The 24,735-nt window shown below is 37.3% G+C and carries 24 protein-coding genes; 19 read left to right on the top strand and 5 right to left on the bottom strand.

The annotated features are described in order from the left end of the window. Positions 1-13 precede the first annotated feature (13 nt). The 3 genes from fba to OD757_RS09065 all read right to left on the bottom strand — a co-directional run bounded on the left by fba (position 14) and on the right by OD757_RS09065 (position 2,729). On the bottom strand, positions 14-1,051 hold the full coding sequence (gene fba, locus OD757_RS09075; protein WP_263031643.1) for a class II fructose-bisphosphate aldolase: 1,038 nt from the start codon (positions 1,049-1,051) through the stop codon (positions 14-16). Between the two features lie 121 nt (positions 1,052-1,172). After that, complete coding sequence (locus OD757_RS09070; protein ID WP_263031642.1) at positions 1,173-1,418, bottom strand: hypothetical protein; 246 nt, start codon at positions 1,416-1,418, stop codon at positions 1,173-1,175. 123 nt (positions 1,419-1,541) lie between these two features. Then, positions 1,542-2,729, bottom strand: a complete 1,188-nt coding sequence (locus OD757_RS09065; protein WP_009387092.1) for a phosphoglycerate kinase — start codon at positions 2,727-2,729, stop codon at positions 1,542-1,544. A 138-nt stretch (positions 2,730-2,867) separates the two neighbouring features. Between OD757_RS09065 and OD757_RS09060 the strand changes: the two genes are divergently transcribed. The 14 genes from OD757_RS09060 to putP all read left to right on the top strand — a co-directional run bounded on the left by OD757_RS09060 (position 2,868) and on the right by putP (position 16,483). Next, positions 2,868-3,251, top strand: a complete 384-nt coding sequence (locus OD757_RS09060) for a DUF2237 family protein (RefSeq protein ID WP_003651438.1) — start codon at positions 2,868-2,870, stop codon at positions 3,249-3,251. Next, positions 3,251-3,844, top strand: a complete 594-nt coding sequence (locus OD757_RS09055; protein ID WP_263031641.1) for a Maf family protein — start codon at positions 3,251-3,253, stop codon at positions 3,842-3,844. The genes OD757_RS09060 and OD757_RS09055 overlap by 1 nt, the downstream gene beginning before the upstream one ends. Before the next feature lie 31 nt (positions 3,845-3,875). Beyond that, positions 3,876-5,039 carry a cupin domain-containing protein gene (locus OD757_RS09050; protein WP_263031640.1) on the top strand — a complete coding sequence of 388 codons (1,164 nt, stop codon included), beginning with the start codon at positions 3,876-3,878 and terminating at the stop codon, positions 5,037-5,039. Positions 5,040-5,413: 374 nt separating this feature from the next. After that, positions 5,414-5,977: a TetR/AcrR family transcriptional regulator gene (locus OD757_RS09045; protein ID WP_009387090.1), complete on the top strand. Its 564-nt coding sequence runs from the start codon at positions 5,414-5,416 to the stop codon at positions 5,975-5,977. A 466-nt stretch (positions 5,978-6,443) separates the two neighbouring features. After that, a complete protein-coding gene (locus tag OD757_RS09040; RefSeq protein WP_002121379.1) occupies positions 6,444-6,755 on the top strand; it encodes an ArsR/SmtB family transcription factor in 312 nt (103 codons plus the stop codon). A 411-nt stretch (positions 6,756-7,166) separates the two neighbouring features. Beyond that, entirely contained in the window at positions 7,167-8,369 is a 1,203-nt protein-coding gene (gene sstT / locus OD757_RS09035) for a serine/threonine transporter SstT (protein ID WP_263031639.1), read from the top strand. Between the two features lie 5 nt (positions 8,370-8,374). Then, positions 8,375-9,055 (top strand): YoaK family protein, encoded by a 681-nt coding sequence (locus OD757_RS09030; RefSeq protein WP_009387085.1) that lies wholly within the window; start codon positions 8,375-8,377, stop codon positions 9,053-9,055. A gap of 3 nt (positions 9,056-9,058) precedes the next feature. After that, positions 9,059-9,595: a DUF2058 domain-containing protein gene (locus OD757_RS09025; RefSeq protein WP_263031638.1), complete on the top strand. Its 537-nt coding sequence runs from the start codon at positions 9,059-9,061 to the stop codon at positions 9,593-9,595. A gap of 367 nt (positions 9,596-9,962) precedes the next feature. After that, positions 9,963-11,810: an ABC transporter ATP-binding protein gene (locus OD757_RS09020; protein ID WP_263031637.1), complete on the top strand. Its 1,848-nt coding sequence runs from the start codon at positions 9,963-9,965 to the stop codon at positions 11,808-11,810. Continuing rightward, positions 11,810-12,250: a MaoC family dehydratase gene (locus tag OD757_RS09015; protein ID WP_004792778.1), complete on the top strand. Its 441-nt coding sequence runs from the start codon at positions 11,810-11,812 to the stop codon at positions 12,248-12,250. The genes OD757_RS09020 and OD757_RS09015 overlap by 1 nt, the downstream gene beginning before the upstream one ends. Positions 12,251-12,357: 107 nt before the next feature. After that, positions 12,358-13,383, top strand: a complete 1,026-nt coding sequence (locus OD757_RS09010) for an AraC family transcriptional regulator (protein WP_263031636.1) — start codon at positions 12,358-12,360, stop codon at positions 13,381-13,383. Positions 13,384-13,419: 36 nt separating this feature from the next. After that, positions 13,420-13,794 (top strand): glycine cleavage system protein GcvH, encoded by a 375-nt coding sequence (gene gcvH, locus OD757_RS09005; protein ID WP_003651425.1) that lies wholly within the window; start codon positions 13,420-13,422, stop codon positions 13,792-13,794. A gap of 90 nt (positions 13,795-13,884) precedes the next feature. After that, complete coding sequence (locus OD757_RS09000; RefSeq protein ID WP_263031635.1) at positions 13,885-14,592, top strand: SIR2 family NAD-dependent protein deacylase; 708 nt, start codon at positions 13,885-13,887, stop codon at positions 14,590-14,592. A gap of 400 nt (positions 14,593-14,992) precedes the next feature. Next, positions 14,993-16,483, top strand: coding sequence for a sodium/proline symporter PutP (gene putP / locus OD757_RS08995; protein WP_263031634.1), 1,491 nt, complete (start codon positions 14,993-14,995; stop codon positions 16,481-16,483). 33 nt (positions 16,484-16,516) lie between these two features. On the opposite strand, the gene OD757_RS08990 is transcribed toward putP, so the two are convergent. After that, entirely contained in the window at positions 16,517-17,005 is a 489-nt protein-coding gene (locus OD757_RS08990) for an Lrp/AsnC ligand binding domain-containing protein (protein WP_009387072.1), read from the bottom strand. A 124-nt stretch (positions 17,006-17,129) separates the two neighbouring features. Here OD757_RS08990 and putA point away from each other — a divergent pair, with 124 nt between their 5' ends. From putA to OD757_RS08970, 4 genes are all read left to right on the top strand, one after another. Next, on the top strand, positions 17,130-20,882 hold the full coding sequence (gene putA / locus OD757_RS08985) for a trifunctional transcriptional regulator/proline dehydrogenase/L-glutamate gamma-semialdehyde dehydrogenase (protein ID WP_263031633.1): 3,753 nt from the start codon (positions 17,130-17,132) through the stop codon (positions 20,880-20,882). Positions 20,883-20,988: 106 nt separating this feature from the next. Further along, the gene (locus tag OD757_RS08980) at positions 20,989-21,462 is read left to right on the top strand and encodes a GrpB family protein (RefSeq protein ID WP_263031632.1); all 474 of its coding nucleotides are present in this window, start codon (positions 20,989-20,991) and stop codon (positions 21,460-21,462) included. A gap of 106 nt (positions 21,463-21,568) precedes the next feature. Next, the gene (gene trmA / locus OD757_RS08975) at positions 21,569-22,654 is read left to right on the top strand and encodes a tRNA (uridine(54)-C5)-methyltransferase TrmA (RefSeq protein ID WP_263031631.1); all 1,086 of its coding nucleotides are present in this window, start codon (positions 21,569-21,571) and stop codon (positions 22,652-22,654) included. Between the two features lie 248 nt (positions 22,655-22,902). Further along, a complete protein-coding gene (locus OD757_RS08970) occupies positions 22,903-23,133 on the top strand; it encodes a hypothetical protein (RefSeq protein ID WP_003651412.1) in 231 nt (76 codons plus the stop codon). Positions 23,134-23,168: 35 nt separating this feature from the next. On the opposite strand, the gene OD757_RS08965 is transcribed toward OD757_RS08970, so the two are convergent. Next, complete coding sequence (locus tag OD757_RS08965) at positions 23,169-23,915, bottom strand: phosphodiester glycosidase family protein (protein WP_263031630.1); 747 nt, start codon at positions 23,913-23,915, stop codon at positions 23,169-23,171. A gap of 193 nt (positions 23,916-24,108) precedes the next feature. On the opposite strand from OD757_RS08965, the gene OD757_RS08960 reads away from it, so the two are divergent. Continuing rightward, positions 24,109-24,699, top strand: coding sequence for a lecithin retinol acyltransferase family protein (locus OD757_RS08960; RefSeq protein WP_263031629.1), 591 nt, complete (start codon positions 24,109-24,111; stop codon positions 24,697-24,699). The last annotated feature ends 36 nt before the right edge of the window (positions 24,700-24,735 follow it).

The raw sequence follows: 24,735 nt of genomic DNA, 5'->3' as shown, positions 1-24,735 counted from the left end.
ACCCTGACGGGAATTATTTATAACGATCAACCATTTTCTCTAAAGAAATTGGGCGAATCTTGTCAGCATTTCCAGCTGTACCAAACGCTTCATAACGATCAATACAAATTTGCTTCATTGAATCTACAGTTTTAGCAAAGTATTTACGTGGATCGAACTCAGCTGGGTTTTCGGCCATAAACTGACGAATTGCACCAGTAGATGCTAAACGTAAGTCTGTATCGATATTAATCTTACGTACACCATGTTTAATTGCTTCTACAAGCTGTTCAACAGGCACACCATAAGTCTCTTTAATATCTCCACCAAACTCGTTGATTACTTTCAACCACTCTTGCGGTACAGAACTTGAACCATGCATTACAAGGTGAGTATTTGGTAATGCTGCATGAATTTCTTTGATGCGGTCAATTGCCAAGATATCGCCTGTAGGTGGACGCGTAAATTTATACGCACCGTGTGAAGTACCTACTGCAATTGCTAGTGCATCAACATTTGTATCAGCAACGAACTGAGTCGCTTCTTCAACAGAAGTCAAAAGTTGTGAGTGGTCAAGTACGCCTTCCGCACCAACACCATCCTCTTCACCAGCCATGCCAGTTTCAAGGCTACCTAAACAGCCAATTTCACCTTCGACAGAAACACCACATGCATGTGCTAAAGCAACAACATTACGAGTTACATCAACGTTGTATTCGTAAGATGTAGGTGTCTTACCATCTACACCTAATGAACCGTCCATCATTACTGAGCTAAAGCCAAGCTGAATTGAACGCTGACAAATATCAGGGCTTGTCCCATGGTCTTGGTGCATTACCACTGGAATATGTGGCCATTCTTCAATTGCAGCCAAAATAAGATGGCGTAAGAATGGAGCGCCTGCATATTTGCGAGCTCCAGCTGATGCTTGAACAATTACAGGTGAATTGGTTGCATCTGCGGCAAGCATGATTGCGCGCATTTGTTCTAAGTTATTTACGTTAAATGCTGGTACGCCGTAGTTATGTTCAGCAGCGTGATCCAAGAGCTGGCGCATTGAAATGAGTGCCATAATATCCTCCCAGGTAGTGCGGGTTATTCTACCCTTTCATTTATTTCAATTCAGCAACAAATCACAGTATTTCAAAAAAAATCCCCGCATATGCAGGGATTTTTTAACAAAAAACAACAAATTAATGTGTTTCTGAAGCAGCAGCCTCACTTGATGCACTACCTTCAACCACATCGGTATTCTTTTCATCTAAAACTGGCTTATCAATCGCATCAATCGCGGCTTGTTGCTCAGGCGTTACTTTGTCAGAAACAGCAGTAGAGGCTGCCGATTCTTGTCCAGCCTGCGATGCCTCATCTTTCTTAGCACAAGCAGTTAGCATCATCGGTACAATTAACAGAGCAGCAAATGTAAGCTTTAAATTCATCACTATTGTCCACAGTTGGTGATTTAATGCTCATTATTTTATTGCAGATATATGACAGTTTAATGACTTATCAATGAAAAAGAGATTGGTGGCCCAATCCCTTCTTCTTTTCAGATAACAGTATTAAGCACGCTCAAGTAGTACAGCAACAGCTGGCAAAGTCTTCCCTTCAACAAACTCAAGGAATGCACCGCCACCTGTAGAAATATAACCAATTTGATCAGCAACATTATACTTATCAATCGCAGCTAAAGTATCTCCACCACCAGCAATAGAGAAACCAGCAGATTGGGCAACTGCAAGAGAAAGTGCTTTAGTACCTTCACCAAATTGATCAACTTCAAATACGCCTACAGGGCCATTCCACAGAATCGTTTTTGATGTTGTTAAAATATTAGCAAATGCTTTAGCAGTTTCTGGACCAACATCCAAAATCATATCATTTGCAGTAACGTCTTCTACTTTCTTCACAACAGCTTGTGCTGCTGCTAAAGAACCCAAGAAATCTTCAAAATTAATTTGCGATGCATCGGCAACCACTACATCTGTAGGAAGTGGAACACTTACTTTGGCAGCAATTTGTTTTGCAGTTTCAACTAAGTCTGCTTCATATAATGATTTACCAACATTAAAACCAGCAGCTGCTAAGAATGTATTTGCAATCCCACCACCAACGATAAGTTGATCACAAATACTAGAAAGAGAGTTTAGAACATCAAGTTTAGTTGAAACTTTAGAACCTGCAACAATTGCAACCATAGGCTTTTCAGGAGTTTGCATTGCACGACCTAATGCATCTAATTCAGCTGCCAATAAAGGACCAGCTGCCGCAACAGGTGCAAAACGAGCAACACCTTCGGTAGATGCTTCTGCGCGATGAGCAGTACCAAATGCATCCATTACAAATACATCGCATAATGCAGCATATTTTTGTGCAAGCTCTGGATTATTTTTCTTTTCACCATGGTTAAAGCGTACATTTTCAAGCAATACCACTTGACCAGCTTCGACCTCAACACCATCTAGATAATCTGTTAATAACTTAACTTCTTGACCTAATACTTCTGTCAAATAAGCAGCGACTGGCGCAAGTGATTGTTCTGGCTTTGGTTCACCTTCAACAGGACGACCTAGATGCGAAAATACCATCACAGCTGCGCCTTTTTCTAAAGCAGCTTTAATTGTTGGTAACGCCGCGCGTAAACGAGCATCGCTAGTAATCACACCATTTTTGACAGGAACGTTTAAATCTTCACGAATAAGGACACGTTTACCTGTTAAGTTAAGGTCAGTCATGCGCTGAAAATTCATGTAAAGCTCTCTTTATGATTTTAAAAACGCGCCAATTTTAAATGATTACATCAAAAAAGGTTAGTTTTTTTGCATAAAAGCTGTAGAAAGCCCGAGTTTTGATTATGATAGAGATAGTCATTTGATATTTCATCCATTATGTCTATTCATCCAGATCCACAAATCAATCGTTTAAATGTTTTAGGGGAACCTTTAGCAAGTTGTTGTTTCGACCCTATTACTGGCTATTTTAGAAATGGCTTTTGTCACACAGCAGTAACAGACCTTGGTCAGCATACCGTATGTGCGCAAATGACCTCTGATTTCTTAAATTTTTCACAAAAAATAGGTAATGATCTTATTACCCCTTTACCAGAAGTAGATTTTCCTGGCCTAAAACCCGGTGATTTCTGGTGTATCTGTGTAACGCGTTGGGTAGAAGCTTATCAAGCGGGTCAAGCCCCTCCTATCAAAATACATGCATGTCACCAAGCTGTATTAAGCTATGTACCTTTAGATGTTTTAATGGAATTTGCAGTGTAATGGTTCAGCCACAAATTATTTTGGCATCAAGCAGTCAAACGCGTAAAGCCTTAATGGATCGCTTAGGGATTAAATATATCTGTGTTAGTCCAGATATTGATGAAAGTCCTCGTGATGAAACCCATGCTGATGAACTTGCAAAAAGATTGGCTTTCACAAAAGCTCAAGTAATTGCTGCACAAAACCCACATGCAATTATTATTGGCTCTGATCAAGTCGCATGGCGAGAACATGCCCCTAGTGACTTTATTGGTAAACCGATGACCACTGAAAATGCAAAAGTACAGTTAGCCGAAAACTCAGGTCGAACTGTCTTCTTTAGTACTGCACTCAGTGTGCAATGGCATGATGGGAATTTTGAGCAAACGCTTGTTGAACACTACCAAGTTAAATTTAGGACCTTAACTCAAGCTGAAATTGAACGATATGTCGCATTAGATCAACCCCTCCATTGCGCTGGTAGCTTTAAATGTGAAAGTTTAGGAATCAGTTTGTTTGAAAAAATGATAGGTCAAGACCAGACGACACTCATGGGTTTACCAATGATTCAGCTTTGCCATATTTTAAGGCAGCTTGGTCTACAAATTCCTTAATTTTAGATATTTTTATAAATAGGTTATTTCCATGACTCAACCTTTAACAGTTTTAGGTGATATTACTGCCGAACAATTTTTAGCAGAATATTGGCAGAAAAAACCTTTACTCGTGCGTAACGGGTTGCCAGAAATTGTCGGTCTTTTAGAACCCCAAGATGTGCAAGAACTTGCTTTAGAGGAACATGCAAGTGCTCGACTCATTCGTCAAAAAGATAGAAATCCAAATGAGTGGCACGTCAAGTCTTCACCTTTAACCAAAGGTGACTTTCAAAAGTTACCAAAATTATGGACGCTTTTAGTACAAGCTGTAGACCACTATTCTTTTGACCTTTCTGAACTTTGGAAAAAATTTCCATTTATTCCACAATGGCGCCGTGACGACATTATGGTTTCCTACGCTCCTAAAGGTGGTTCAGTAGGAAAACATTTTGATTTTTATGATGTATTTTTAGTTCAAGGCCATGGACACAGACGCTGGCAACTAGGACAAATGTGTGATGTAAATACTGCATTTGTACCAAATCAGCCATTAAAACTTTTACCAGAAATAGACGTGCAATTTGATGAGATTTTAGCACCTGGCGATTTGCTCTATGTTCCACCGGGAATGGCTCATTATGGCGTTGCCGAAGATGATTGCCTAACTTTCTCATTTGGCTTTCGCATGCCTAATGTTGCCGGGATGATGGAACGTATTAGTGATCAATTTTCAGCTAATACTTTATTGCAAAATCCTGTTATAGATGTGGCACGTAAACAAATAAGTCAAATCGGTGAAATTAATACAACTGAACTGAGCTATCTAAAGGACTTAGTTTTGGCGCAATTAAAAGATTCATCAGCACTTGATGCCGCTATCATGTCTTACATGAGTGAACCTAAATATCCGGATAATATTCCAGAAGCTGATGAAATCGAAGGCGATGACTTAAAAGAAATTTTACATGAAGGATATGAAGTTCTTTTAGAGCCAGCCTCTCGACTACTTTATACAGAACAAAACGGAACCTTAAACTTTTGGGGGAATGGTGAAGCGCTATTTATAGCTGAGTCCTTTGAGCAAAAATTAAAAGCAATTGCCAATGGAGAAAGTCTTCCATTCGATAGCCAATTTAATGATGATGAAATACTAAAAAACGTTGCTCACTTGTTAAATGAATCTATTCTGATGCTTTTACCTCCTGCTGAGTGACTTTTGTAATAGAAAGTAGACTTTTTCATGAAAGTGGAAAAGTCTACTTTTCAAATTAGCTACCAAACTCAAAATACACTTCATCATTATTCGTTAAATGCACCCCAAGCTCTCAAATAGGCGTGGGAAATGTTATTAAAACTAAAGCAAAATTGAAATGAAAATAAAAACCAAAAAGTCTAACTCTAAATTCTAAGAAACAGCCTATCTCTTACTTACTCTTTCCTTAAAATTTAAACGCCGCGGTTTAAAAAAATAATATCTTTTTTCTATCAATAACAAACAATACCTTGTAAAATTAAAGATCCAGATTCTCATTAATACAGATCACAGTTCAAGCGAATAGCAATTCATTTGTGAGAGGCTAAAAAAATATGTCGAAAAAAGATGACATTATTAACACCGCATTAAGACTTTTTAACTCATATAGCTATAATTCTATAGGTGTGGATCGCATCATTAATGAATCTGGCGTTGCAAAAATGACTTTTTACAAGCATTTTCCATCAAAAGAAAAATTAATTGAAGAATGCTTACTTTTACGAAATACGCTTTTGCAAAACTCTCTTACCTCTGCTTTATCAAAACATGATGAGTTAGACCCTCTCGCGAGAATTAAAGCAGTATTTTTATGGTATTCCGACTGGTTTAATAGCGAAGACTTTAATGGCTGCATGTTTCAAAAAGCATTGGAAGAAGTTTTAAAACAATATCCATCAACTCATCAACCTGCCACTTTATATAAAGCTTGGCTGACCCAGCTCATGCAGAATCTTCTTAACCAGTATGAAGTAAAAGAACCAGGACCTTTATCTTTATTACTTGTTAATATATTGGAAGGTATGACCATTCAAGCACAGGTCGAACATGGTTCTATAAAAATTTATGATTATTGGAATCGAGTTGAAAAATTAATCGACTTCGAAAGAGCTGCTTAAAAATAAAGCGTGATATTCTTCTTCTTATATTAATATTCTTCTTATCTATCACGCTGCGTCTGAAAGTCATTTTGGTTCAAAATTAGACGTTTTTTTGGACCCTACCGAACCAAAATATACAGACCTGTCTGTACAAAACAGATTATATATTTAAAAAATAAAAACTCAATCTTTTTTTATGAATGATTCAAAGATAAATTAGATTTAACTATTTATAGGGACGAAATAACCATTATTTTATGTTGACTTCAATTCACTTATACTTAACAATTAAACTTATAACACAATGCAACACTTTAGACACAAAAGAAATACAAACAACTGTTTTTAATTAAAAATACTACTTATTTATCAATTCCCCTTATATTGCTTTTCAACAAAAACAATTGGATTGATTAGTTTTGCTACATTCATTTCCGCAAGATCAATCTATACTATGCCCGCTATATTGATATAGGTATAAAGTATGAAAGATGGACTCCAAATTGAAGAAATGAAAAATGCGGCTGATTCAGTCGTTGGAATTCTAAAATCTTTGGCTAATACAGATCGTTTATTAATTTTATGTCACTTAGCTTACGAGGAGCTAAATGTCTCACAAATTGAAGAGAAAACCCAAATTACACAGCCCACACTTTCACAACAGCTTATGATGTTACGTAAAAGTGATGTTGTATCAACTCGTCGTGATGGTAAGCAAATTTTTTATTCTATTAAGGATGACAATATGCATTCAATTTTAAATACACTTCACCAACTGTACTGTGCAAGTAAATAATATCTTTGAATTATAAATTTATAATAATATTAGTAATTTCCTGAAATATGCGATTTTTCAGCTTGAAAGCTTAGAGTCTAGTCCAAGCACAAAGTTTTGAAAATTCGCGTAGCTTTTCCCAAGTCTCACCGATACCATTTAATCTGTTATCAACTCATTTCTCTTACGTTCATTCAGTGTCTTCACCGTTTTTTGATATAATTCATTTTCTTCACGAACAATTAACAAGCAAAGCCTCCGTTAAAAAATATTAAAATTTAAAATTAACCAGAACTAAAACAATGATTTAATATTACCACCTATCATAAAAGCCTCTAGACAGTATAAAAAAGCTTAAGATTCCCATAACTTAAGTATAAAATACTCCGCTTGTTCAACCTTTAGCCATGAATAGGTTAATAAGGTCTTTATATGCTTGAATTCCTTTCTCGATTAAGCTTGGTAGCCAAGATTATTATCGCCATTATTTTAGGTATTGGCGTTGCATTACTATTTCCAGACATTACGCCATATTTAAGTTTATTTGGTGAGCTTTTCATTAAAGCCTTAAAATCGGTTGCCCCTATTTTAGTTTTTGTATTGGTACTTTCCTCTATTGCCAACTTTCAGGTGGGCCATAGTGCAAATTTACGTCCAATCATGATTTTATATGTGGTCGGCATGTTGCTTGCTGCTTTCACAGCTGTGATCGTCAGCCTTTCTTTTCCTAGCACTTTGTTCCTCAACACAGTTTCTCATAATGATTTGCAAGCTCCAGGAAGTTTAGCTGACATTTTGAAAAACTTGCTTTTAAGCTTTATTGCCAACCCTGTTCAAGCCATTAGTGAGGCTAACTTTATTGGTATTTTAGCTTGGGCAATTGGCCTTGGTTTAGCGATGCGTCATAGCTCAGACACCACTAAACAAGTCATGCAGGATGTTGCACATGCTGTAAGCGCTATTATTCACAAAGTAATTGCTTTTGCACCGGTGGGTATTTTCGGTTTAGTTGCAGTGACTTTTGCAGATGCTGGTCTCGCAACCCTTGAAAGCTATGCGCAATTATTAGTAGTACTGTTAGGTACGATGTTCTTTGTCGCTTTAGTTATCAATCCAATTCTTGTCGCACTTACTATACGTGGGAACCCATACCCTCTCGTATTTAAATGCCTTAAAGAAAGTGGGATTACTGCCTTCTTCACACGAAGCTCAGCAGCCAACATCCCAGTTAACTTAGATTTGGCAGAGCGCTTAGGTGTTAATCCATCTACAGCAAGCGTGTCTATTCCGTTAGGTGCAACAGTAAATATGGCAGGTGCAGCAGTTACAATTACTGTTCTTACACTAGCAACTGTTCATACACTTGGAATTCATGTTGATTTTGCAACGATGCTCATCTTATCAGTTGTTGCTACAGTTTCAGCATGTGGTGCTTCTGGTGTAGCTGGCGGCTCTTTGCTTCTGATTCCAGTTGCTTGTAGTTTATTTGGTGTTTCTACCGAAATTGCTATGCAAGTTGTAGCTATTGGTATGATTATTAGTGTATTGCAAGACTCTACAGAAACAGCGCTTAACTCGTCTACGGATGTTTTATTTACCGCAGCTGTAGATATTCGTTCCAAACAAGCTTCATAAACGAAATGCCATTTCAACGTCTACCAAACTGGTTCCAACTTGGAGCCTTTTTACTGGCATTTAATGCCGGAATGATTAATGTTTTAGGGCTTATTACCCTTTTACATCAATCTATTTCACATATGACTGGCAACGTTAGTATGTTAGCTATGAGTTTGGTAGAGTGGCAACCAGAGCATATCATTTTCTTGTTTCTGGTGATTATTTGTTATGTTTGCGGTTCATTTTATAGTGGTTTTATTTTAGGCAGCAGCCATTTTCGACTAGGTCGTCGTTATGGCTTACCTTTGAGTCTTGTTGCCTTATTCATTTTTCTTTGTTGGCTATTACTTCCTTATTTTCCACGCTATGGATTATTATGGGCTTGTACAGCGATGGGCCTACAAAATGCAATGGTTAGCCATTATAAAGGAACCATTATTCGAACTACCCACCTATCTGGTGTTTTAACAGATATTGGTTTAGCACTTGGATATAAAGCCAGAGGCTTACCTATAGAAAACCGACGTATAGTTTTACACTTACTTATTTTTACGGGTTTTCTGCTTGGTGGAATTCTTGCAGCACTAGTACATCCACATTTAAAGTTACAATCATTTTTATTGCCAGCAACTTTAAGCTTAGTCTTAAGTATTTCTTACTGGGTAGTTTACTTTTATAGCCCTTCAACTTCACATAAGGATTAGGTCATGGTTAAAAATGCCTTACAAGCACAGCTACTCAAAGCTGGGTTAGTAGATAATAAAAAAGCAAAAAAACTAACAAAACAAGCTCACCATGAGCAACGTATCGGTCAAAGCGATGAGCCGGAAATCAAAGCGAATATTGAAAAAGCCCAACAAGAAAAGTTAGCGAAAGATCAAGCTTTAAACTTAGAAAAACAGCAACAACTTGAGGAAAAAGCCCTCAAAGCATCAATCATTCAAATGATTAAACATCATAAAATTTCAAATACTGATGGTGATAGTGTTTATCAATTTATTGATGAGGGTAAAATCAAGAAGGTATATATTTCTCAGCAAATATATAATGCTCTTGTATCAGGCAGTTTACTGATTGCTAAAGATCAAAATCAATATGCGTACTTGCCTAAAGCATTAGCTGAAAAAATTGATCAGAAGATGAAAGGTTTTATTTTATTGAATAATGCTGAGTCCAATGAACAGACTACAGATGAAGAAGATCCTTATGCAGCGTATGTTATTCCTGATGATTTAATGTGGTAATACATACAAGGGCCTTTATGATACAAATCTAAAGGCCTTTTTCGATTTGGATTAAAACGTATTAATTTAACAAATGTTCAAAATACTAAGAAAAAATACTTAAAGAATAAATTCCTTCACCACTTTATCTATTAATCCCGATATAATAAATCATAATTTTTTAAGTCCTCGCGACATTCTTGAAGTTTTCTTCAGGTATCCAAATTTCACGTCATGTACTAATGAGTGACGTATAACGCAATCAGTTCTGTGTATTTTTCATACTCAAAAGATCGAAAAACCTAATCGATATTGATCTAGCTGACTCTTTTGTAAAATTAATTGCAAAGACTTAATTAAGTGGCTTTTGTCTTAAAGGTAGTAATTCATGCTGAAGTGGTTTGAAAAACTTGTAGATCCCTACCCAACAAAAGGTCTGGATGAACCTTTACCAACTCGTTTTTTTGCATTTGTCTGGCAAGCGACGGAAGGCTTACGCCCTTATTTATTCTTACTTATTCTTTTTACAGCTGGTGCTGCAAGCTTTGAGGCCTTACTTTTTTCAAAGATTGGACAACTCGTAGATTGGTTAAGCAAAAGTCATCCTGCAACTTTTTTCAGTCAACATGCAACTGATCTACTGATTTTGATTGGTGTTTTATTTGCCAATATCTTTTTCGTAAATATTCAATCTATTGTTAAACATCAGATTTTATATAGTACTTTTCCAATGCGTTTGCGTTGGCGTTTTCATAATCTTTTATTAAAACAAAGCTTAGATTTTTTCCATAATGACTTTGCAGGAAGACTTTCTGCAAAAGTTATGCAAACTGCGCTGGCAATCCGTGAGTTCTGGATTATTTTGGGCGACATGTTGGCGTATGTCACTATTTACTTTATTACCATTAGCATTGTTCTTGGGGCTATTTCACCCATTCTGCTAATACCACTTTTAGTTTGGCTAACTTTATTTCTATTAAGTGCTTGGTTCTTTATTCCGCGTTTAAGTAAAGTTTCACAGCAACAAGCCGATGCCAGAGCAGTGATGACTGGTCGCATTACCGATGCGTATACCAATATTCAAACTGTTAAATTGTTTGCTCACGCGGGACGTGAGAGTCAATATGCAAAAGCGTCAATGAAAGAGTTTATGACAACAGTCTATGCTCAGATGCGTTTAGGCACTCTTTTTGAAATAAGTATCAACATGCTATCCGCCGTTTTATTTATTGGCGTTATTGGCACTTCAGTTTGGCTATGGACTGAAGGTTTAGCAGCATTAGGTGTAATTGCAGCGACTACTGCTATGATTTTAAAGCTAAATAGTATGGCTGAATTCATGATGTGGCATATGTCTGCATTATTTGAAAATGTCGGAACCATTCAAGATGGTATGCAAACACTAGGTAAAAAAATCAATATTCAAGACAAACCAGATGCAAAAACTCTTGAAGTTCCCCAAGGCGAGATTGTATTTAAAGATGTAAGTTTTGCTTATAACAATAAAAATGTGATTGATCACTTCAACTTGCATATTAAAGCAGGTGAAAAGATAGGAATTGTGGGACGCTCTGGAGCAGGAAAATCCACCCTTATTCAGTTACTTTTACATTTTTATCATCTTAAAGACGGTGCAATTTTAATTGATGGGCAAAATATTGAAAATGTGACGCAAGATAGTCTAAGAGCGAATATTGCCTTAGTAACCCAAGATACGTCTTTATTACATCGCTCAGTTGCTGAAAATATTAAATATGGCCGTCCAGACGCTTCTGATGTGGACATGGAAAATGCTGTAAATAAAGCAAAAGCAGCCGAATTTATACCACAATTGGTTGATTTAAAAGGTCGTAATGGTTACGACGCCCAAGTAGGTGAACGTGGTGTAAAACTTTCTGGTGGTCAAAGACAACGTATTGCTATTGCACGCGTATTCTTAAAAGATGCCCCTATTCTTATTTTAGATGAAGCGACCAGTGCACTAGATTCAGAAGTTGAAGCAGCGATTCAATCCAGTTTAAATGACCTTATGGTTGATAAAACGGTTATTGCAATTGCCCATCGATTATCTACTATTGCACAAATGGACCGTTTAATTGTTCTTGATGAAGGTCGAATTGCTGAGCAAGGTACACATGAAGAGTTAATTGCTCAAAATGGAATATATGCACAATTATGGAAACGTCAAACAGGTGGTTTCTTGTTTGAACAAAAAGTTTTACAGGGTCAAGATTAATGCTTTATTTAGAAGATTTGAAAATTGGTGATCGTTTCATTAGCCGTGAATATGAAATCACCTTAGATGAAATCAAAAAATTTGCAAATTCCTATGATCCTCAAACATTTCACACAGATGAAGAGCAAGCTAAACATGACCCTATTTTTCAGGGGATTGCTGCCAGTGGTTGGCATACGTCAGCCATTACGATGCGTTTATGGACAGAATGCATGCCAATTCATGGCGGTCTAATAGGTTCAGAATCTAGTTTACGGTGGCCACGCCCCACTCGGCCTGGTGATAGAATTCATGTTGAAGCTGAAATTTCGGCTATCACCCCATCCAAAACAAAATTAGATCGTGGTATTGTAAGTTACGTTACGCAAGCCTTAAATCAACACGGGGATGTTTTACTTATTTCAACAACAAAAATTGTTGTCTTTAAAAAAAATGTTTAAAAATGGTTGATATGATTGTCTAACAGTTTTTATAAACTCAGATTATATTTCATGACAAGATGTGTAAGAAATGCATGTAAAAAATTGATGAGAGCAATGGAACGCATATGAAAATTACCTCAGCTCGTCAAGATCAGGGTATACCGGGTGTCTATGGCTTATTGCTATTAGATGTCGTTTCACGTTGGGGATACAACGACGAAACGTTATTTGCTCCATTTCATCTTACTAGCGAGCAACTGGCTGACCCTGACTATCGTATTTCTACACCTGTAGCAAATGAGCTCGTTAAACACGCGCTTAATCTAACTGGTGAAACTACTTTGGGTTACCATCTTGGTACTCAAATGCGTATTTCAATTCATGGCTTCATTGGCTATGCCATTATGACAGCCAAAGATATTACAGAAGCAATTGCCCTTGCTGCACGTTTTATCCAGCTACGTTTACCTTTTTTACAATTATATTTTTCTACGTTCGGGCCAAAAGCCACATTACAGTTACAATGTGATATTGAACTTGAGCCTTTACGTACGGAAATCGTTTTAGGTTTAACGATTGGTATCATGAGCATGGCGAAAGCAATGACAGGTATCGAAGATTTAGCTGGTGATGTAGATTTAGATTTCCCGGAACCAGAAGGTTTTGACAAATATAGAAATAAACTTAGCAGCACCATTCGCTTTAATCAGCCGCATTTAATTTCTAGTTTTGATAAAAAATATTTAGGTCTTAAATTAATTAATTCAGACCCAATCGCCAGTCAAGTTGCCATTAACCAATGTGAAGCTGAACTTTCTGCTTTAGGTGAGCGCCGTCGTTTGGCAATGCGTGTTCGTGACATTTTAAGTAATTCTGAACAACATTATTTAAGCATCGAAAATGTAGCCGAATGTCTACATATGTCAGATCGCACACTTAAACGGCAATTGGCAGCAGAAGGAACTTCATTTTCCACATTAGTGGATGAAGTGCGTTATCGACATGCGACATCTTTACTTTCCCGTACAGATTATAGTCTTGAACAAATTGCTGATGAACTTGGCTATTCGGACGTTGCAAACTTTAGCCGTGCTTTTAAACGCTGGAGCGGCCGTAGTCCAAGCAACTGGCGTAAAGACCCATACTTATAATTTTTAAAACTATTGGAACAAGCTTAAGGAGTTACCATGAATCATCCTTCGGAACTGAAGTATGCACGTACACATGAGTGGGTAAAAATTGAAGGTGATCTTGTTATTACAGGGATTACCGATCATGCACAAGATGAACTTGGCGATTTGGTTTACGTTGAAACTCCAGAAGTTGGGAGTCAAGTTACTGCTGGCGAACAAGCTGGTGTGGTTGAATCAGTAAAAACTGCTTCTGATATCCATGCTCCTGTTTCAGGCACTGTAGTAGAAGTAAATACTGATCTTGAAGATGATCCTGATTTTGTAAATGATGATCCATACGGTAAAGGTTGGATTTATAAAATTAAACCAGACAATATTGCAGACGTTGAAAAACTTTTAACAAATGCAGAATATGAAGCGGGCTTATAAAAGTTAGCTATAGCTTTTCATATTTAATAAAAACCAGTTTAGTCTTAAACTGGTTTTTCTTTATCTATTCAAAATCAGCTTTACGAATCGGTGACCTATATGACAAAACTTGTTGTATTCTCTGGCGCTGGCATGAGTGCCGAAAGTGGAATTAGCACTTTTCGTGACAGTAATGGTCTATGGGAAAATTACGACATCCAGCAAGTTGCCACACCTGAAGCATGGCAAAAGAACCCTGCTCTAGTTCAACGCTTTTACAATGAACGACGCAAAAATATTTTAGAGTCTCAACCTAATTCAGCTCATCAATATATTGCAAAGTTACAAGACTATTTTGACGTACAAGTTATTACTCAAAACATTGATGATTTACATGAACGTGCCGGAAGTACCAAAGTTTTACATTTGCATGGAAACATTCGCTTAGCAAAAAGTTCGGGCCCAAATGCACAATTCACAACTCAGTTTTATGACATTAACGGTTGGAAATTAGACTTAGAACATGACCTGTGTCCAGATGGTTACCCCCTTCGTCCACATGTTGTTTGGTTTGGTGAAGCTGTACCTGCTTATGAAGAAGCAATTAGAGTCGTGCAAAGTGCAGATATTTTTATTGTAATCGGCTCCACATTAAGCGTATATCCGGTTGCGGGTTTAGTGCATGAAATTGCAGCTCAATGTAAAGCTTACTATATAGATCCCAAAGCAGATCATGGTCGTGTTCCTCAACAATACGAATTATTAAAGATGTCAGCGACTCAAGGAATGCATGAACTTTTTGAAAATTTAAATAATTAATTGCTATTTTTAAGGGCTAAATAAATTTAATTTGAATAAAAATTACTATTTTTTAGATAAAATTTTTTAACATTGTTCTAATTTTGCTCAATAAAACTTTCTCACTTAAGCACGTTGTAACTAAATTTAGAGTTATTTTTTTAAAAATATTTTTATTTTCCACAAAATCTTTAAAAAATAAATATTAAAAAATTATAAGCTAATGATTAATATTATAATTTTTCTGTTAAAAAACCCACTTATTTTAACTTACACAAAGATACAAAAGTACAATATAAAAATAACAGAGCAAAAAAAATCTTTTGTGGTTGAATCTCAACCTCTTGAATGCCGTACAAGAAAACAGCGACCTGGATTAGGTTACAATCACGGATTATGGATATAAGGACACACATCCATCATGAGTTATTTTGATCCCACCCTCATCATGTTTATGGTGTACATCGTAGCAATGGTACTTATTGGCTTATTTGCCTACCGTGCTACAAGCGACTTCTCAGATTATATTCTCGGTGGTCGTAGTTTAGGCAGTTTCGTTACTGCGTTATCCGCAGGCGCATCAGACATGAGTGGTTGGCTACTCATGGGTTTACCAGGAGCAATTTATCTTTCTGGTTTATCTGAAGCGTGGATTGCAATTGGTCTTATTATCGGTGCTTGGCTTAACTGGCTACTGGTTGCTGGTCGATTACGCGTTCATACTGAAATCCAAAATAATGCATTAACTTTGCCAGATTATTTTACAAGCCGTTTTGATGACCAGAAAAAAATACTTCGTATATTTTCAGCGGTTATTATTTTAGTTTTCTTCGCTATTTACTGTGCTTCAGGCATGGTAGCGGGTGCCCGTTTATTTGAAAATTTATTCGGCATGTCTTACAACACAGCAATTTGGCTCAGTGCTATTGCAACCATCAGTTATGTTTGTATCGGTGGATTCTTGGCAATTAGCTGGACTGATACATTCCAAGCTGGATTGATGATTTTCGCTCTGTTGTTAACACCAATCGTGACTTACCTTGCGATCGGCGATACAACTCATTTTGTTACCCTGATTGAAACTGCTCGTCCACATGCGTTTAATATCATCTCAGATTTCGGTGTGGTAGCGGTTTTATCTTCCATGGCGTGGGGACTCGGTTACTTTGGTCAACCACACATTCTTGTACGTTTCATGGCAGCCGATTCAGTGAAATCTATTCCTGCTGCTCGTCGTATCGGTATGACATGGATGATTTTATGCTTAATGGGTGCTGTAGGGGCTGGTTTCTTCGGTATTGCTTATTTTGAGCAACACCCTGAATTAGCAGCAGTTGTGAGCAAAAATCCTGAAACTGTATTTATGGAATTGACTAAAATCTTATTCAACCCATGGATCGTTGGTATCATTTTGGCTGCAATTTTAGCTGCGGTTATGAGCACATTAAGCTGTCAACTTTTGGTATGTTCAAGTGCTTTAACTGAGGATTTATACAAAGGTTTCCTTCGTAAAAATGCATCTCAAAAAGAACTTGTATGGGTTGGCCGTGTCATGGTTCTTGCCATTGCCCTTCTTGCAATTTTTCTTGCAGGGAACCCAGACAGTAAGGTTCTTGGTCTTGTTGCTTATGCATGGGCTGGCTTCGGAGCTGCGTTTGGTCCGCTTATCATCTTGTCATTGTTCTGGAAACGTATGAATCTACAAGGTGCTTTAGCAGGTATGATCGTTGGTGCGGTTGTGGTTATCGGTTGGAAAAATCTTTTCGCAAGCACAGGTGTTTACGAAATCATTCCAGGCTTTATCCTTGCATTCATCAGCATCATTGTGGTTAGTCTTTTAACTAAAGCGCCAAATGCAACAGTAACTGGACGCTTTGAAAAAGCAGATGAACTCTACAAAGAAAGTGTTTAAATCATTGAAATAAATAAAGGGGCTTTAGCCCCTTTATTTATTTTTGGTTTTAATTTTAATTTTTGAAGTATCTTTCACTACCTGCATGACTGGATAACTCCGAGTTTCTTTCACCCCCGGTAACTGCCATAACACCTGCCCCGCAATACGTCTAAATTCTTCCATACTGCCACTTCGTAATTTAATTAAAAAGTCGAAGCCTCCGCTTACCATGTGGCATTCAACAATTTCTGGATAGTGCACTACAGCATCAATAAACTCATCTAAAACATTAGGCGTGGTTTTATCTAGTAATACCTCAACAAACACCAAAAAATTTGCATTTAATTTGACTGGATTTAATTTTGCTTCATAACCCAAAATGAATTCATCTTTTGTCAGCTTTTGAACTCGAGCCATTACAGCAGTTGGAGATAAATTCACAAGTTCGGCTAATTTACTGTTAGAAATACGCCCATCTGTTTGAAGAATATCCAAAATTTTCAAATCAGTGCGATCAAGGCTTAATAATGGGCCATTCATCTGAATTTTCCTCTAAAAAATGGGGCAAATATAGTGAGTTATTCGGTGTTTCTTCTGTAATGATAAATTATCTAAACCTCTCTACTCAAGATCTTTGTAAGAGAGTCGGTTGGCGGAAACAGATATGAACACAATGGATACTTTTCATCAAATGGATAAATCTCACCAAGGCTATATCACCGAATTCAACGATAAAAGTGAGTTTGAACAACGCATCAATACAGCTTGGCGACGTGCTGAACCGGAAGCTGTAGAAGAGCTATTACAAGCTGCCGCGGTATCTGATGATTTAGATCATAAAATTTATGACCTTGCTTTTAATCTTGCCCATAACTTACGTGAACGTAAGACCTCTTCGGGTAAAGCTGGTATTGTTCAAGGGTTATTACAAGAATTCTCTCTTTCTTCACAAGAAGGCGTGGCGCTCATGTGTCTAGCCGAAGCGTTGCTTCGTATTCCAGACTCAGCAACACGTGATTTACTCATTCGAGATAAGATCAATCAAGGCAACTGGAAAGAACATGTTGGCCAAAGCAGCTTAATGTTTGTAAATGCTGCGGCATGGGGCCTCATGTTAACTGGTAAGCTCATGGAAACTCCAAAGCAAACCAGTCTTTCAAGTGTACTTACCGGTCTTTTAGCACGTAGTGGCCGCGGCATTATTCGTAAAGCCGTTGACGTTGCAATGCGTATGATGGGTGAGCAATTTGTAACTGGTGAAACCATTGAAGAAGCTGTAGACCATGCGAAAGTACTCGAAGACAAAGGTTTCCGCTATTCTTACGACATGTTGGGAGAAGCAGCCTTAACCGAACATGATGCTGACCGTTACTTTAACGATTATACGCAAGCCATTCATGCAATTGGTAAAGCATCTAACGGTAAAGGCGTTTATGATGGCCCAGGCATCTCAATTAAGCTTTCTGCTTTACACCCTCGCTATCAACGTGCGCAAATTGAACGTGTTCATCAAGAACTTTACGGCAAAGTATTTGAACTCGCTCTTTTAGCTAAAAAGTACAATATTGGTTTAAATATCGATGCAGAAGAATCAGAACGTTTAGAAATTTCGCTTGAGTTACTTGAACGTCTTTGCTTCGAGCCAGAACTTGCAAACTGGAAAGGCATTGGCTTCGTTATTCAGGCTTACCAAAAACGCTGTTTCTTTGTGGTTGATTATATTATTGACCTTGCTAAACGCAGCCAAAAGCGCCTCATGATCCGTCTTGTGAAAGGTGCGTATTGGGATAGCGAAATTAAGAAAGCTCAAATCGAAGGTATGGATGACTACCCTGTCTTCACGCGTAAAGTACATACAGACTTATCTTACATTGCTTGTGCTAAAAAATTACTTGCTGCGCCAGAGTTTATCTATCCTCAATTTGCAACTCATAATGCTCAAACATTGGCAACGATCTATCATTTAGCAGATCCAAGCAAATATTATGCAGGTCAATATGAATTCCAATGCTTACACGGCATGGGTGAACCGCTTTATGAACAAGTTGTTGGTCCACGCGAGCAAAATAAATTAGGCGTACCTTGCCGTATTTATGCTCCTGTTGGTAACCATGAAACGTTGCTAGCTTATTTAGTTCGTCGTTTACTCGAAAATGGCGCGAACACGTCATTTGTTAACCGTATTGCCGATAAAACACTTAAAGTTGAAGATCTGATTCAGTCTCCAATTTATGATATTCGTAATGCAGCTAAGCTTGAAGGTTCAGTTGGTTTAAAACATCCATCAATTCCACTACCTTTGGATATGTACGGATCACTCCGTAAAAACTCTAAAGGATATGATTTAGCAAATGATGCGCCACTTGAAGCTTTAGACAGCACAGCTCAACAGCTCCGTAATCGAGTTTGGCAAAGCCATCCATTATTGGCAAATAACGATTCATTAGAGCAAGGTCATTCCGTTGCAATTACAAACCCAGCACAAAATGAAGAAATTGTTGGTTATGTACAAGAAGCTGATCTTAAGCATGTCGAAATTGCACTTAGCTCAGCTGAACAAGCACAATCAGAATGGTCAAATACACCTAAAGAACAGCGTGCTCAATACTTAAAACGTGCAGCTGACTTGATGGAAAGCCGCATTCAAGAGTTGATGGTTTTACTCTGCCGTGAGAGCGGGAAAACTTATGCCAATGCGATTGCAGAAGTTCGTGAAGCTGTAGACTTCTTACGTTACTACGCAACTCAAGTTGAGAATCTTCCTGCAAATACAACAATTCAGCCTTTAGGTACTGTACTTTGTATTAGCCCATGGAACTTCCCTCTTGCAATTTTCTCTGGCCAAATTGCTGCAGCATTAGTGAGTGGTAACTGTGTTATTGCTAAACCTGCTGAACAAACCCCATTGATCGCAGCTCAAGCAGTTCAGATTTTATGGGAAGCTGGTATTCCACATGGTGCTGTACAGCTACTTCCAGGCCGCGGTGAAACAGTCGGTGCTCAGCTTAGCCAAGATAGCCGTATTGATGGCATCATGTTTACTGGCTCGACTGAAGTTGCAAAAATTTTGCAAAAGACCGTTGCGAAACGTTTAGCCGATAATGGTCAATCTATTCCTCTCATTGCAGAGACTGGCGGTCAAAACGCCATGATTGTGGATTCATCAGCATTAACTGAACAAGTTGTACTTGATGTGGTAAGTTCTGCTTTTGATAGCGCGGGTCAGCGTTGCTCTGCTTTACGTATTTTATGTGTGCAAGAAGACAGTGCTGCAAGTGTTATTAAAATGCTTAAAGGTGCAATGCAACAGTTGATCGTAGGTAATCCTGCGATTTTGAAAACTGACATTGGTCCTGTTATTGATGACGAAGCAAAACAGACAATTGACCAGCACATCCAAAAAATGAAATCTAAAGGCTACCCTGTACATCAGTTGATGTTTGGTGCAACAAGCCAGAATGAATTAGATAAAGGAACTTTTATTGTACCAACGGCAATTGAGTTACCTAATCTTGATGATTTGCAACGTGAAGTCTTTGGTCCAGTTTTACACATCATTACCTATAAGTATGGTGAGCTTGAACAACTCATTTCACGAATTAATGCTAAAGGCTATGGTTTAACAATGGGTCTACATACCCGTATTGATGAAACCATCCAAACCGTCATTCAGCATGCTGAAGTTGGTAACCTCTATATCAACCGTAACATTGTCGGCGCTGTGGTTGGTGTTCAACCATTCGGTGGTGAAGGTTTATCGGGCACAGGTCCAAAAGCTGGCGGTCCGCTTTACATGTATCGCTTAATGCAGCAATGTTCAAACAAAGTATTGGCAACACCATTTGCTATGAAAGCTGAGCAAACTGCTTTTGAAGGCTTTAACCGTGAGGTTTATCAGAGCTTACAAAATTGGGCGAAACAGCATTTACCGCAAGCAAATCGTGATATAGAACCATTTGGTGTGGGTAAATTCTATGAGTTACAAGGCCCTACTGGGGAAAGTAACCAATATATTATTTTGCCGCGCCATCGTGTGCTTTCAATTGCAGACACTGAACAAAATCAATTGCATCAGTTGCTCGCAATTTTTGCAGTGGGTAGCCAAGCAGCAGTAATGCCTAATAGTCCATTATTGGCAAAATACAAACAAACTTTGCCAAAAGATGTGCTTGCAGCAATTACTACGGTTAAAAATATTACATCAGATGATTTTGATGCAGTTTTACATCATGGTAACCGTGAAGAAATCTTCTCATTACAACAAGAAGTTGCTACGCGTTCTGGCGCAATTGTTGGTATTACCCATGTTGAGCCGAATGAGAATATTCCACTTGAACGTTTAGTAATTGAACGTGCAATTAGTGTGAATACAGCTGCAGCTGGTGGTAATGCAAGCTTAATGACAATGACTGATTAATCGATAATTTTTCTGAAAAAGCCCAAATCTCAGTATTTGGGCTTTTTTATTTAATAAAGTAATCTATTCTTAAATATATAAATTTTATTAATTCGAGATTTTCATAATGGTCTTTTTAGAACCAGAACAATATCAACAAAGATGCGCTCAACTTTTTAATTCGTATAAAAAAGATATTTCCTCACTTCTACCTTTTGCCAAAATTGAGCACATAGGTTCATCTGCAATACCTAATGCAATTTCAAAAGGTGATCTAGATATTTACATTGAAGTTAAACCTGAACATTTTGAATTCGCAATAGCTCAGTTAAAAACACTTAATTTTATAGAGAAACAAAATACACTAAGGACAGATGAGCTTTGTATGCTCGAATCACTCAACAACGATGATGTGGCATTTCAAATTGTAGTAACGGATTCAGTATTCACATTTTTCTTAACATTTAGAAATAAGCTTATGGATTCTCCAGCTCTAGTCAACGAATATAACCAATTAAAATTAAAGTGTAGCCATTTAGACCATGATCAATATAGAACAATAAAAGCAGATTTTATTAATCGCGTTTTGAAACATCCTTAATTTTAACGTTAGTCTTGCTTATTGATATCTAGCTAAAATTGGCTCCTGTAACCCCGTTTTTTTTGATACCATTCACTATTTGATTCTGTCTAAATTTTCTTTGTCTATGACCTCTTCTTATCATCAACAACTTCAAACTAAAATTGACCGCATTACTGCACAATTTTCTGAATTTACTCCACCTACATTAGAAGTGTTTGAGTCCCCTGAACAACATTTCCGTATGCGTGCTGAGTTTCGTATCTGGCATATAGAAAATGACATGTTCTATGCCATGTTTGAACGTAACGATGATGACAAGCAGAAAACAGTTGTACGCATTGATGAGTTTCCCATTGCAGACCAAAGCATTAATGATTTAATGCCAAAACTTCTGGAAGAACTCAAAGCAGAACCTAAGCTTTCTAACCGTATATTTGAAGCCGATTTTCTTGCAACGCTTAGCGGTGAAATGTTAGTTACATTAATCTATCACCGTAAACTAGATCAGGAATGGGAACAAGCAGCTAAAGCGCTTGCTGAAAAGTTAGACATTAAAATTATGGGCCGTAGTCGTGGCCAGAAAATTATTATTGGCGATGACTTTGTCGTTGAAGAGTTTGAACTTTTAAATCGTTCATTTAAATACAAACAAATTGAAAGTAGCTTTACTCAGCCAAATGCACAAGTTTGCAAAAAAATGCTGCAATGGGCATGTGATGCGGCAGAAGGATCGAAAAAGCATTTATTAGAGCTGTACTGTGGTAACGGTAACTTTACTCTTCCGCTTTCTTTAAAGTTTGAACGCATTTTGGCAACAGAACTTGCAAAATCTTCCGTTTATGCGGCTCAATGGAACATCGAGCAAAATCAGATTGATAATATTCAAGTAGCCCGTCTTTCAGCTGAAGAGTTCACTCAAGCTTATCAAGGTGAGCGCGAATTCCGCCGTCTACAAGAAGCGAATATTGATATTCAGAGTTATGATTTTGATACCGTATTTGTTGATCCACCACGTGCAGGAATTGATGACGAAACTTTGAAATTATTACAGGGTTTTGAACGTATTATTTATATTTCATGCAACCCAGATACACTGTATGAGAACTTAAAAATATTAGGTTTAACTCACCGTATTACTAAGTTTGCATTGTTCGATCAATTCCCTTACACGCATCATGTTGAGTCAGGTGTATTACTTGAGAAGATTTAAACAAAATCTTTCATTGTAAAGTTTTAAATAAGGAGGTTTTGTACCTCCTTATTTTTTAACATTTTATTAGTTAAGTATTTAAATTTTCAAAAAATATCAAGTCATCTATTCGTCATAATTTCGTTTAACTCGAGCATTCCTATCGAAAATTCTTGAGTTCAATTGGTGGATTTATCACTTATGGAGACTTGTATTTTATTTTAAATTGGCTATATTTCGAGCTATGTTAGGTTGTATATGAAGGCTCTATGAGTTTTTGGCAAAAGCTGTTCTTAGCAGATCAACAGCATAACGAGCATAAAAACCAAACTGCTTGTGTTGAAAATGACTGCTCATGTAAAACAAATGAACAACTTCTAAGTGCTCTTGCACTAGCAACAGATGAAGATGTCATTAAGGGAATAAAGAAAGTACTTATTTCCCGTGGTTATAGCCGAAAAGAGTTAAATGAACTCACTCAAAAACCATCTATTCACTAATAAAAAAGCCAGTCTTGTACTGGCTTTTTTATATTTCACTTTACTCGACAATCTGTTTGTTCAACCGAACCCACTATTGGCCCCATTTCAAATAATTGATCATTACGCTTGTTTTTTTGAATATATAAACTAGAAATTGAACCATCAAGATATAAAGCCTGCTCTACCTTAAGATTTCTTTGAAAGAACTGAGCAAACTTGTAGAAACTCACGCTATTTTTCGATATTACAAAGTAGAGTTTATTATTTCGAATACCAACACCATTACGAATCTTATTCGATTGAGAGTCAGGTAAAAAAAGGGAGTTTATCTTCCCATCAATAACCAACATCGGGCCAGATTGTGTCGCATACTCAACGTTGAAATCGCGTCGACTATATTGCTGCGTTGTTAAAATAAAGGCCTGTTTTTTATTCCAACCTAGCACACCATTTGGCTGTAAAAAGAAATTTCCCAATCCTTTATTTTCATTTAATGGCTGAATTACTTTAGCTTGTTCAACATACAGCCCTACTGGAGAAAATCCCGGATGAAACATCCCTGCATTCATTGCAAAAGAAAGACGCTCACATTGCTTTAAATGTTCTTGAATATTGTTAAAGCTTTTATAATACTGTTGATTATGAGGGTTCCTTAAAAATAAGCGTAATTGTTTTAAATCGCTAATTGAAACCACATCATAATCATCACCTTCTGCTGTCTTCACTTGCTGGTGTTCTATAGCATAAACAGACTGTATCAAAAGCCCATATATCGTTAAGCACCACATCAACCATTTCATTTAACATCACCTGACATGACATTTTTCCTTCATATTAAGTCACTAAATTATATATAAGAAATATGAATAGATTGGATATGCATCAAACTCATTCATTCGACGTAATCAATACACTCCAAATTGCTGATATTGGTTATAATGTTTAGCAGCTTTTCAATAAAAGCCATTTACACTTTATTGGATCAGCGTAAGCATGCAGCAACCGAATAAACGCTACCCTTTAGGGGCTCACCTCATCGTAAAGCATCTCGGCTATAGCCATCATGGTATATATGCTGGGAGAGGTCGCGTTATCCATTATTCTGGCTTAGCACATTTCATTAAAAAACGGCCGATTGAGATCACGTCAATAGATGCATTTTCGCATGGCAAAAAAATTCACGTTCGCTCTTATGACATGCCACGCTATAAAGGAAAAGCAGTTGTACGTCGGATGCGTTCACGTATGCATGAAAACCACTACCATTTGATTATTAATAACTGTGAACATTTATGTAGTTGGGCAATTACTGGCATTGAAAGCAGCACTCAAGTTGAGCGTATGATGCACCGATTAACCACCATCGGTTATGTCAGTTCAATCATGAGCTATATGAATGGTATGATGCTTACTGTTGCAACAACATGTTTTGCTCTTGTTCTTTATATAAAAAAGAAATTACGTGATCAGGCAAAAATGAAGGTCCCTACTTATCAATTTTTAAGAGAAAAGTCTGAAAAAAGGAACATTGACCCTTCCGTACCTTTAGTATTTATAGATCCAGATAAAAAAGAACCAATTTAATAAATAAGCCCTCAAAAATGAGGGCTTTTTAGAAAT

It is taken from the genome of Acinetobacter sp. AYS6 (assembly GCF_025630795.1).
Lineage (GTDB): Bacteria > Pseudomonadota > Gammaproteobacteria > Pseudomonadales > Moraxellaceae > Acinetobacter.
Note: the sequence above shows the minus strand (reverse complement) of the source record. Positions and strands in the feature narration are given on the sequence as shown.

Excerpts from the sequence above, each read along its gene's own strand:
- fba (WP_263031643.1), bottom strand. The coding sequence starts at position 1,051 with ATGGCACTCATTTCAATGCGCCAGCTCTTGGATCACGCTGCTGAACAT.
- OD757_RS09070 (WP_263031642.1), bottom strand. The coding sequence starts at position 1,418 with ATGAATTTAAAGCTTACATTTGCTGCTCTGTTAATTGTACCGATGATG.
- OD757_RS09065 (WP_009387092.1), bottom strand. The coding sequence starts at position 2,729 with ATGAATTTTCAGCGCATGACTGACCTTAACTTAACAGGTAAACGTGTC.
- OD757_RS09060 (WP_003651438.1), top strand. The coding sequence starts at position 2,868 with ATGTCTATTCATCCAGATCCACAAATCAATCGTTTAAATGTTTTAGGG.
- OD757_RS09055 (WP_263031641.1), top strand. The coding sequence starts at position 3,251 with ATGGTTCAGCCACAAATTATTTTGGCATCAAGCAGTCAAACGCGTAAA.
- OD757_RS09050 (WP_263031640.1), top strand. The coding sequence starts at position 3,876 with ATGACTCAACCTTTAACAGTTTTAGGTGATATTACTGCCGAACAATTT.
- OD757_RS09045 (WP_009387090.1), top strand. The coding sequence starts at position 5,414 with ATGTCGAAAAAAGATGACATTATTAACACCGCATTAAGACTTTTTAAC.
- OD757_RS09040 (WP_002121379.1), top strand. The coding sequence starts at position 6,444 with ATGAAAGATGGACTCCAAATTGAAGAAATGAAAAATGCGGCTGATTCA.
- sstT (WP_263031639.1), top strand. The coding sequence starts at position 7,167 with ATGCTTGAATTCCTTTCTCGATTAAGCTTGGTAGCCAAGATTATTATC.
- OD757_RS09030 (WP_009387085.1), top strand. The coding sequence starts at position 8,375 with ATGCCATTTCAACGTCTACCAAACTGGTTCCAACTTGGAGCCTTTTTA.
- OD757_RS09025 (WP_263031638.1), top strand. The coding sequence starts at position 9,059 with ATGGTTAAAAATGCCTTACAAGCACAGCTACTCAAAGCTGGGTTAGTA.
- OD757_RS09020 (WP_263031637.1), top strand. The coding sequence starts at position 9,963 with ATGCTGAAGTGGTTTGAAAAACTTGTAGATCCCTACCCAACAAAAGGT.
- OD757_RS09015 (WP_004792778.1), top strand. The coding sequence starts at position 11,810 with ATGCTTTATTTAGAAGATTTGAAAATTGGTGATCGTTTCATTAGCCGT.
- OD757_RS09010 (WP_263031636.1), top strand. The coding sequence starts at position 12,358 with ATGAAAATTACCTCAGCTCGTCAAGATCAGGGTATACCGGGTGTCTAT.
- gcvH (WP_003651425.1), top strand. The coding sequence starts at position 13,420 with ATGAATCATCCTTCGGAACTGAAGTATGCACGTACACATGAGTGGGTA.
- putP (WP_263031634.1), top strand. The coding sequence starts at position 14,993 with ATGAGTTATTTTGATCCCACCCTCATCATGTTTATGGTGTACATCGTA.
- OD757_RS08990 (WP_009387072.1), bottom strand. The coding sequence starts at position 17,005 with ATGAATGGCCCATTATTAAGCCTTGATCGCACTGATTTGAAAATTTTG.
- putA (WP_263031633.1), top strand. The coding sequence starts at position 17,130 with ATGAACACAATGGATACTTTTCATCAAATGGATAAATCTCACCAAGGC.
- OD757_RS08980 (WP_263031632.1), top strand. The coding sequence starts at position 20,989 with ATGGTCTTTTTAGAACCAGAACAATATCAACAAAGATGCGCTCAACTT.
- trmA (WP_263031631.1), top strand. The coding sequence starts at position 21,569 with ATGACCTCTTCTTATCATCAACAACTTCAAACTAAAATTGACCGCATT.
- OD757_RS08970 (WP_003651412.1), top strand. The coding sequence starts at position 22,903 with ATGAGTTTTTGGCAAAAGCTGTTCTTAGCAGATCAACAGCATAACGAG.
- OD757_RS08965 (WP_263031630.1), bottom strand. The coding sequence starts at position 23,915 with ATGAAATGGTTGATGTGGTGCTTAACGATATATGGGCTTTTGATACAG.
- OD757_RS08960 (WP_263031629.1), top strand. The coding sequence starts at position 24,109 with ATGCAGCAACCGAATAAACGCTACCCTTTAGGGGCTCACCTCATCGTA.